The 9,514-nt window shown below is 50.7% G+C and carries 9 protein-coding genes; 4 read left to right on the top strand and 5 right to left on the bottom strand.

The window, feature by feature from the left end; all coding sequences use genetic code 11:
• The first annotated feature begins 364 nt into the window (after positions 1-364).
• The gene (gene tnpA, locus B4W65_RS17730) at positions 365-826 is read left to right on the top strand and encodes an IS200/IS605 family transposase (RefSeq protein ID WP_088655934.1); all 462 of its coding nucleotides are present in this window, start codon (positions 365-367) and stop codon (positions 824-826) included.
• A 230-nt stretch (positions 827-1,056) separates the two neighbouring features.
• Positions 1,057-1,710 carry a ferredoxin--NADP reductase gene (locus tag B4W65_RS14700; protein ID WP_088655933.1) on the top strand — a complete coding sequence of 218 codons (654 nt, stop codon included), beginning with the start codon at positions 1,057-1,059 and terminating at the stop codon, positions 1,708-1,710.
• 669 nt (positions 1,711-2,379) lie between these two features.
• Here the strand turns inward: B4W65_RS14700 and B4W65_RS14695 are convergent.
• From B4W65_RS14695 to mce, 5 genes are all read right to left on the bottom strand, one after another.
• Positions 2,380-3,666: a sodium ion-translocating decarboxylase subunit beta gene (locus tag B4W65_RS14695; protein ID WP_088655932.1), complete on the bottom strand. Its 1,287-nt coding sequence runs from the start codon at positions 3,664-3,666 to the stop codon at positions 2,380-2,382.
• A gap of 57 nt (positions 3,667-3,723) precedes the next feature.
• Positions 3,724-4,146: a biotin/lipoyl-containing protein gene (locus B4W65_RS14690; RefSeq protein WP_088655931.1), complete on the bottom strand. Its 423-nt coding sequence runs from the start codon at positions 4,144-4,146 to the stop codon at positions 3,724-3,726.
• 46 nt (positions 4,147-4,192) lie between these two features.
• Complete coding sequence (locus tag B4W65_RS14685; protein WP_240509585.1) at positions 4,193-4,552, bottom strand: OadG family transporter subunit; 360 nt, start codon at positions 4,550-4,552, stop codon at positions 4,193-4,195.
• A gap of 68 nt (positions 4,553-4,620) precedes the next feature.
• A complete protein-coding gene (locus B4W65_RS14680) occupies positions 4,621-6,180 on the bottom strand; it encodes an acyl-CoA carboxylase subunit beta (RefSeq protein WP_088655930.1) in 1,560 nt (519 codons plus the stop codon).
• A 43-nt stretch (positions 6,181-6,223) separates the two neighbouring features.
• On the bottom strand, positions 6,224-6,634 hold the full coding sequence (gene mce, locus B4W65_RS14675) for a methylmalonyl-CoA epimerase (RefSeq protein WP_088655929.1): 411 nt from the start codon (positions 6,632-6,634) through the stop codon (positions 6,224-6,226).
• Positions 6,635-7,722: 1,088 nt separating this feature from the next.
• Between mce and B4W65_RS14670 the strand changes: the two genes are divergently transcribed.
• Positions 7,723-8,457, top strand: a complete 735-nt coding sequence (locus B4W65_RS14670) for a cell division ATP-binding protein FtsE (protein WP_088655928.1) — start codon at positions 7,723-7,725, stop codon at positions 8,455-8,457.
• A gap of 92 nt (positions 8,458-8,549) precedes the next feature.
• Positions 8,550-9,065 (top strand): DUF7935 family protein, encoded by a 516-nt coding sequence (locus tag B4W65_RS14665; RefSeq protein WP_088655927.1) that lies wholly within the window; start codon positions 8,550-8,552, stop codon positions 9,063-9,065.
• The last annotated feature ends 449 nt before the right edge of the window (positions 9,066-9,514 follow it).

Below are 9,514 nucleotides of genomic sequence, written 5' to 3'. Positions count from 1 at the left end.
GACGGCTATGGGTTTCAACCCTGGGAGGCTCCGTGCATCGGAGCACCTCACCCCTGGGAGGCTCCATGCATCGGAGCACCTCCACCCCTGGGAGGCCCAGCGCGTCGAAGCACTTCACCCCTGGGACTTGGGGCAGCCTTCACCTGAGAACCAGCCAGCGACCACCCTAAGAACCAGCCATCCCCGACTAAAAAACAAAAAACTTCAAAAAAATTAAAACCTCCAAAACCCGCGTCAAATCACCACTACAAAGATACCCATCAACTAAAATCCCCACTTACTCAAAAAAAAATGCACAACCACTCTTGACACTTAATAACTATTGCCATAACTTGCCTCTGATTTTAACCCTGAACCCTATATAATGGCTCACGTATTTACACAGGTATTACTCCATTATGTTTTTGTAGTTCGACATCGCAGAGCGCTCATATCCCCAGAATGGGAATCAGGGCTCTATCAGGCCATTGGCCAATTATTTAAGAGAAACAACTGTCAACCCCATATAATCAATGGTCATAACGACCACGTACATTGCTTAGTATCAATCAACAGCACCATTAGCATTGCCGACTTAGCAAAGTGCGTAAAGGGACCTTCGACAAAATATATAAACGACCAAAAGCTTACCGAGTTTCCATTTTCATGGCAAACGGGCTATGGCTGCTTTGCACACAACCAAAGCAACCTAAGCACGGTGTACAATTATATTAAGTATCAAAAACAACACCATACAAAAACCACATTTAAAGCAGAATTTCAAAACCTGCTCAAGGAGAACGAATTACCCTATGAACCCAACAACAATTATCTTCCAATAATATGAAGTACAACACAGCATAACCCAAAAACCCGGTCACCCTTTTACCCTTGACCAGACCAAAACCCTAACCCCTCCCTTTTTAATCTTAACTCGGGGAAATTAACCCATCCCCACCTGGAGAGGTTCTCTACCCAAATTTTGAACCTTTACCCACCCTAACCTGTTTTAATCCTAACCCTTCCCAAAGGTTCGGGGCTTACGCCCCGGACCCTTGGGATTTTTATTTTTTCTCCATGAACAGAGCCGAATACAACATACACACCGTACTTTCCGTTTCCGATGTGACCCCGAGCACCTTTGTACTGCGCATGACCCGTCAAGGCCTACAGTTTCAAAGTGGTCAACACATCAACGTGGGCGTCGCCAACAGCGGAGTAACCCGCGAATACTCCGTATACAGTGGAGAGGAAGAGGACTACCTTGAAGTCCTGGTTAAACACGTTATCGACGGACTGGTAACCCCACATCTTCACGGACTAAAACCCGGCGATAAAGTAATGATTGAACCAGCCATTGGCTACTTTCAATTACCGAACCCACTTCCCCAAAAACCCCTATTACTTATAGCTACAGGAACCGGAATCGCCCCCTATCACAGCTTTATAAAAACATACCCAAACCTCAATTACACCCTTCTTCACGGAGCCACCACTCCCGACGAAACCATTCAACCCGGGCACTACAACGGCAACTACCAACTTTGCACAAGTCGCAGCGACAAAGGCCACTTCACGGGACGCGTCACCGATTGGCTGCGCCAAAACACTCTGGACAACTACAGCAACATCTACCTGTGTGGAAACCGAAACATGATTAACGAAGCCATCGCCATCCTCGCAGAAAAGAACTTCCCCTCCAAAAACATCCACTTCGAAGCCTACTTCTAACAACAAGAGGGCTTCCGCCCTCTNACATCCACTTCGAAGCCTACTTCTAACAACAAGAGGGCTTCCGCCCTCTTGTGGACTTCAGTCCACTTTCCAGAACAGGCGCTCTGCGCCTGACCTATTTCTCTCAATAATCACCCAGGACTTCAGTCCTGGGGTTTGGGCAGTCCACCGCGGACTTCAGTCCGCTTTCCAGAACAGGCGCTCCGCGCCTGCCTTATCCCTCCATCATAAAGGCGGCTACGCCGCCGCGTGGACTTCAGTCCACTTTCCAGAACAGGCGCTCCGCGCCTGACCTATTTCTCCCAATCATAACCCAGGACTTCAGTCCTGGGAGCCCCTGGGAGCCCTCGTGCGTCGGAGAACCTCAGTCCTAGACCTATGACCTGGAGCTGACCTGAGGAGACCAGAGACCTGAGCGCTACAGGCAAGGGGCATAGATGCCCCTAAGCCGCGGACTTCAGTCCGCTTACAAAAACAGGCGCTCCGCGCCTGACCACTTCCTCCCAATCATAACCCAGGACTTCAGTCCTGGGACCTGGGGAGGCCCCTGGGAGGCCCCTGGGGAGGCCCTGTGCGAGCCCCCTGTGCGAGCCTGTGCGAGCCTGACACCTGGCACACACACATCTGCAGGCACACCCGGAGACCACCCTGGTCCCCGGCCCCCACCTACATCAAAAAGCTCATCATAATACCCGCAGCCACCGCCGAGCCAATAACACCCGAAACGTTCGGAGCCATCGCATGCATCAACAAGTGGTTACTCGGATCCGCCTTCAGGCCCTCATGTTGCACCACACGTGCACTGTCCGGAACCGCAGAAACCCCGGCAGCACCAATCAAAGGATTAACCTTATTACCCTCCTTCAAAAACAAATTCATAATTTTGGCAAAGAGCAGGCCACCGGCAGTAGCCACCGCAAAAGAAACGGCACCCAGTACAAAAATCTTAATTGAACCGGAAGTTAAAAACCCCTTATTCACCATCTCACCAGTCACCGGATCCTCCAACAGACGTACCGCCTGAGTAGAAGCACCAACAGTAAGCCCCAGTACAATGGTAATGATATCAATCAAAGAAGTCCGGGCCGTTTCAGCCAAACGATTGGTAACACCCGATTCCTTCAGCAAGTTGCCAAAGAAAAGCATCCCCAACAACGGCAAGGCGCTTGGCGAAATAAACAGCGTCAGAATCAAACCAATCAGCGGAAACAGAATCTTCTCCAGCTTAGAAACCGCGCGGGGAGGCTTCATTTTAATCAAACGCTCCTTCTTCGACACCAGCAAATTCATAATCGGCGGCTGAATCACCGGCACCAAAGCCATGTACGAATAAGCAGCAATAGCAATGCTACCAATCAAGTGAGGCGCCAATTTTGAAGAAGCAAAAATAGCAGTGGGGCCGTCGGCACCACCAATAATAGAAATGGCACCTGCTTCATGAATTTCAAAGCCCAAAGCCATCGCCCCAATAAAAGTGCCAAACACCCCAATCTGCGCAGCAGCACCCAAAAGCATCAAACGCGGATTAGAAATCAAAGACGAAAAGTCGGTCATAGCTCCAATACCCAGGAAAATCAAAGGCGGATATATCCCCTTCAACACCCCAAAATAGAGGTAATTCAGCACCGACCCATCCTCATAAATACCAATCTGAAAGCCCTCCATTATCGGAATATTTCCAATAATAATGCCCGTGCCAATCGGCACCAGCAACAAAGGCTCATAATTGTAGCGAATAGCCAGATAAATAAAAAACAAGCCCACACAAATCATCAGTAAATACTTGTAATTCACCGACGAAAAAGCTGTGTAATTCCAAAAAATATCCAGGGCCCTGCCCAGTGAACCCGACGACTCGCCCGCAGTTTGGGCATACAGTTCAGCCTGTCCAAAAAAGGACGAGAGCACATACAAAAGGCCCATTATAGTAAAAACAGTAGCAAACTTTCTCACGATCTTTTGATTTAGTGAAGCCAAAACACTTCAGCGATTCAACATAAATTCAGGAAACTATTCCAACTCAATGAGCACATCGTTTTGCAAAACATTGTCGCCCACCTTCACACGAATAGTCTTAACCGTTCCCTCCTTCTCAGAAGCCACATTGTTTTCCATCTTCATGGCCTCCATAATCAAAAGCGTATCGCCCTTCTTCACCACATCACCAACACCCACCAAAATTTTAAAGATATTGCCCGGCAGCGGTGCCAACACCGTAGCCGCACCCGCAGACTTTTTCTGAATACTTCCCTCACCCGGTTTGGTCTTCACTTCCGAGCGGACCAGCTTAGGCGTTTTGGTGCTCTTCACCTCCCGATGAATCTCCACCTCGTAAGGTGTGCCGTTAACCTCCAGCGAAGCAATATTTTCCTCAACATCCTTCAAATTAACCTCGTACTTATTACCATTAATGGTGAACTCAAACTTTTTCATACAAAATCGATTTATCAACCGTCACTGTCGCCAGGGCGACAAAGGGTTAGCGTAAAACATTATTGACACTGTAAATCTTCGAACTCCACGGAGAGTAAGTCCTTGCGACCCGTTTAATCGTAATCACATTGCTCTCATCATCGTGCTGCTCATTAAAATACAAAATGAGGCTCATTGCAATGGCAGCATTCACTTCGCCAGCCACATAATGCGCCTCAGTCCCCTTCATTTTAGCCCCACCGAGCTCCACCGATTTTCGTTTTTTGTAATTGAGCACCACCGGCATCAGCTTATACACATAAATAAGCAAAACCAGCACCAGAAAAACCACGGAATAGCCCACCAAAGTAATGGTAAAAATATCCGACCACTCCCAGTTTTCCACATTAATTAGGAAAGTCATCATAGCATTGGGTTTATCAAAGGCATAAAAAAACTCCCGGCCCCCCAAAAAGGAAGCACGGGAGCCAGAAATTATAAAGGCAAATTGCTGTGTTTCTTCGGCGGATTCGTCAGCTTCTTCGTCTGCAGACTCTGGAAACCTCTGATTATCCTAAAGCGCGTATTGCGCGGTTCAATAACATCATCAATATAACCATAAGCTGCAGCTTGGTAGGGATTCGCAAACTTCTCCTTGTACTCCTCCTCCTTCTCGGCAACAAATTTCGCACGTTCCTCGGGATCCTCAATCTTCGCCAAGGCACGCCCCTCCAGCACCTCAATGGCACCCGAAGCACCCATCACCGCAATTTCGGCAGTAGGCCAGGCATAATTCAAGTCACCACGCAGCTGCTTACAGCTCATCACATCGTGCGCACCACCGTAGCTCTTACGCAAAGTCACTGTAACCTTAGGCACAGTAGCCTCACCATAGGCAAACATCAGCTTAGCACCATGGGTAATAATTCCCGCATATTCCTGACCGCTACCGGGCAGGAAGCCAGGCACGTCCACCAAAGTCAAAATCGGAATATTAAAAGCATCGCAGAAACGCACAAAACGAGCCGCCTTCCGCGAAGCATCACAATCCAAAACCCCCGCCAAAAAGTTCGGCTGGTTGGCCACAATACCAATCGAAGCCCCGCCCATACGGGCAAAACCCACCACAATATTCTTAGCATAATTGCGATGCACCTCCAAAAACTCCGCATCATCCACAATCGTGTAAATCACCTCCTTCATATCGTAAGGCTGATTCGCATTGTCCGGGATAATGGTATTCAGCGAGTCGTCCAAACGATCAATCGGATCGTGGCACTCCACCAAAGGAGCCTCCTCCAGGTTATTTTGTGGAAGGAAAGAAATCAACTTACGAATCAGCAACAAACCCTCCTCCTCGTTTTCGAGCAGGAAGTGAGAAACACCCGAGCGAGACGCATGGACCTCGGCACCACCGAGGTCCTCGGTAGAAATATCTTCCCCGGTAACCGTTTTCACCACCTTAGGACCCGTCACAAACATGTAACTCGACTCCTCCGTCATCATAATAAAGTCAGTCAAAGCAGGCGAATACACCGCACCACCCGCACAGGGACCAAAAATGGCCGAAATCTGAGGAATCACCCCCGAAGCCATAATATTACGCTGGAAAATCTCAGCATAACCCGCCAGCGAAGTAACCCCCTCCTGAATACGGGCACCGCCACTGTCGTTGATACCAATCACAGGCGCACCAGCCTTCATAGCCATATCCATCACCTTGCAAATCTTCTGCGCAAAAGTCTCCGACAGCGAACCCCCGAAAACAGTAAAATCCTGCGAAAAGACATACACAATGCGACCATCAATGGTACCATGTCCGGTAACCACACCATCACCCATAAACTTGGTCTTCTCCATACCAAAATTGGTACAGCGGTGCGTCACAAACATATCAAACTCCTCAAAGCTGCCCTCGTCCAGCAACACCTCAATACGCTCACGCGCCGTCATTTTACCCTTAGCGTGTTGCGAATCAATGCGCTTCTGACCGCCGCCCAGCTTCGCCTCGGCACGCAGTTCTATTAACTTTTGAATCTTATCCTGATTAGACATAACTAAAACAGCATTAAATGATTAAACCAAAACAAAAAGTACCTTATTCCTCCGGATGCTCACACAATTCAGTAAGCACACCAAAAGTACTCTTCGGATGCAAGAAAGCAATATTCAAACCCTCAGCACCCTTACGAGGCGACTGGTCAATCAGCTTAACACCCTTTTCAGCAGTCTCATTCAAACCCTCCTGCAGATTCTCCACAGCAAAAGCCAGGTGATGAATACCCTCACCCTTCTTCTCAATAAACTTACCAATAGGGCCCTCCGGGTCAGTCGATTCCAGCAGTTCAATCTTGGTCTGACCCACCATAAAAAAGGCAGTCTTCACCTTCTGCTCAGCAACCTCCTCAACCGCATAGCACTTTAAACCAAAAACGTTCTCATAGAACGGAATAGCCTCATCAAGACTTTTCACAGCAATACCAATGTGTTCAATATGTGTTGGCTTCATATCAAAAAATAATTATTAAAAATCGACTAATGCCCACAAAAGTAGGATTATTAACTACTAAAACCACACAAAAGATAAGGAAAAATCTTTGTTATAAAACATAGCCGAACAACAGACCCAGGCCGTCGATTTTTTCTTTCCAACCATAACCAGGCCGGCACACAAGGCCACCCAGGACTGAAGTCCTGGGCTATGATTGAGAAGCAGCGGTGTGCCCTGACAAGGGCACGTTTAGAAAACGGGACTAAAGTCCCGATCGAGGCATAGCCTCGATACAGCTGGCCATATACCTTATCTTCTTTGCCGACATACAGCATTGGGGCACGGGTGCCCCAATGCCGCGGACTTCAGTCCGCTTTCCAGAACAGCCCAAAGGGCTGACCACTTCCTCCCAATAATAACCCAGGGTTTCAACCCTGGGAGGTCCTGTGCGTCGGACGCCTCCAACCCTGGGAGGCCCTGTGCGTCGCAAACTCCAGTCCTCGACCTGCCCCCCCGCGGGTTTCAACCCGCTTACAAGAGCAGGCGCTCCGCGCCTGACCCATCCCTCCCAGCTTACAGGCTCGGGACATGGATGTCCCGAAGCTGCGGACTTCAGTCCGCTTTCCAGAACAGCCCAAAGGGCTGACCACTTCCTCCCAATAATAACCCAGGGTTTCAACCCTGGGAGGTCCTGTGCGTCGGACGCCTCCAACCCTGGGAGGCCCTGTGCGTCGCAAACTCCAGTCCTCGACCTGCCCCCCCGCGGGTTTCAACCCGCTTACAAGAGCAGGCGCTCCGCGCCTGACCCATCCCTCCCAGCTTACAGGCTCGGGACATGGATGTCCCGAAGCTGCGGACTTCAGTCCGCTTTCCAGAACAGCCCAAAGGGCTGACCACTTCCTCCCAATAATAACCCAGGGTTTCAACCCTGGGAGGCCCTGGGAGGCCCTGGGAGGCCCTGTGCGTCGGACGCCTCCAACCCTGGCAGGCCCCGTGCGCTGACAGCTCCCGTCCTCAGACCTCCCCCCCGCGGACCTCAGTCCCCAGCCCCCCCGCTGGCACTTTCCCCAAAAAGAATTATCTTAGTGCCAAAATCACCCGGCAACATGGCAAAAGAAAAGAAAATCACCACCGTCAATAACGACGGCCACATAGTAGCACTGGAAAACGCCCTCATACGTCAAGACGAGCACATCATACTGCGCGACGTCAATTTCCAGGTACGTCCCGGCGAATTCCTCTACCTCATCGGACGCGTAGGAAGCGGCAAATCCAGCCTCCTAAAAACCCTCTACGCCGAAATCCCCCTACGCGAAGGCACCGGTTTTGCAGCCGGCTACCAGCTCAACAAACTCAAAACAAAAGACATACCCGGACTCCGACGTCGCATGGGCATCGTATTTCAGGACTTCCAGCTCCTCATCGACCGCAACGTGTACGACAACCTACTGTTCGTACTCCGCGCCACCGGCTGGAAAAACCAAACCGAAATGGACCACCGCATCCGCGAAGTCCTCTCCGAAGTCGACATGGTACACAAAGGCTACAAAATGCCCCACCAACTCTCCGGAGGCGAGCAGCAGCGCGTAGCCATCGCCCGCGCCCTCCTCAACAAACCCGACCTCCTTTTGGCCGATGAGCCCACCGGGAACCTCGACCCCGACACCTCCGACGACCTCATGAAACTGCTGCATCAAATCAGCAACGACGGCAAAACCGTCCTCATGGCCACCCACAACTACAACCTCATCAAAAAATTCCCCGGACGCACCGTACGTTGTCAGGACACCCGCCTGACCGAGGCACCTCAAGAAGAAATCAATTTCGACGAACTGCTGTAAACCTACAGCAGTTCACAAAGCACGAAACCCAAAACCCAAAGCACAAAAAAGACGCCACCGAACCCTCCAGAAAAACACTTAACACACAGCACATGGAAACCTGGACCATCTTTCTGCCCACCATACTGACCAGCCTCATCACCCTTATCATCGTGTACCTCTTTATGCGCCAGGAGCAGAAACGCCGCCAGCACGAACTCCGCATCAAAGAAAGCACCGAACTCATGCGCCTGCGCATGCAAGCCTACGAGCGCCTCATCCTGCTCATGGAACGCCTCAACCCCCAATCCCTCATCCTGCGCGAACAACGCCACAATCTCACCACCCTCCAGTTCCAGAGCCACCTGCTCAAAATCATCCGCAGCGAGTTCGACCACAACCTCGCCATGCAACTCTACGTCAGTCCCACCACCTGGGACAAAGTAAAAGCCGCCCGTGAAGGCCTCATCCGCCTCATCAACACCACCGCCAACAACATCAAACCCGAAGCCCCAGCCCTCGAGCTCGGACGCCACCTCATCGAAAACGTAGGCCGCGACCTCAACCTCTACTTCAACGACGCCATCCAGCAAATCCGCAAAGAAATGCACGACTACTACGGCCGATAGGGAAGGAAGGAAGAAAGAAAGGAAGAAAGAAAGGAAGAAACAAAAAAAGGGGCTCAGGCCCCTTTTTTGTTTCTTTTCTTATTTAGGCGGCTCCGCCGCCACGTGGACTTTAGTCCACTTTCCAGAGCAGGCGCTCCGCGCATGACCACTTACTCCCAATCATAAGCCGAAGACTTCAGTCTGAGGCCGTGGACTTCAGTCCGCTTTAAAGAACAGGCGCTCCGCGCCTGACCTATCCCTCCATCACAAAGGCGTCTCCGCCGCCGCGTGGACTTCAGTCCACTTCCAGAGCAGGCGCTCCGCACCTGACCTATCCCTCCCAATCATAAGCCGAAGACTTCAGTCTGAGGCCGCGGGTTTCAACCCGCTTTCCAAAACAGCGCAAAGCGCTGACCTATTTCTCCCAATCATAACCCAGGGTTTCAACCCTGGGACATGGGGGGGGGGGG

The organism is Geofilum rhodophaeum (genome assembly GCF_002210225.1).
Lineage (GTDB): Bacteria > Bacteroidota > Bacteroidia > Bacteroidales > Marinilabiliaceae > Geofilum > Geofilum rhodophaeum.
This window is presented reverse-complemented; position numbering and strand designations above follow the sequence as displayed.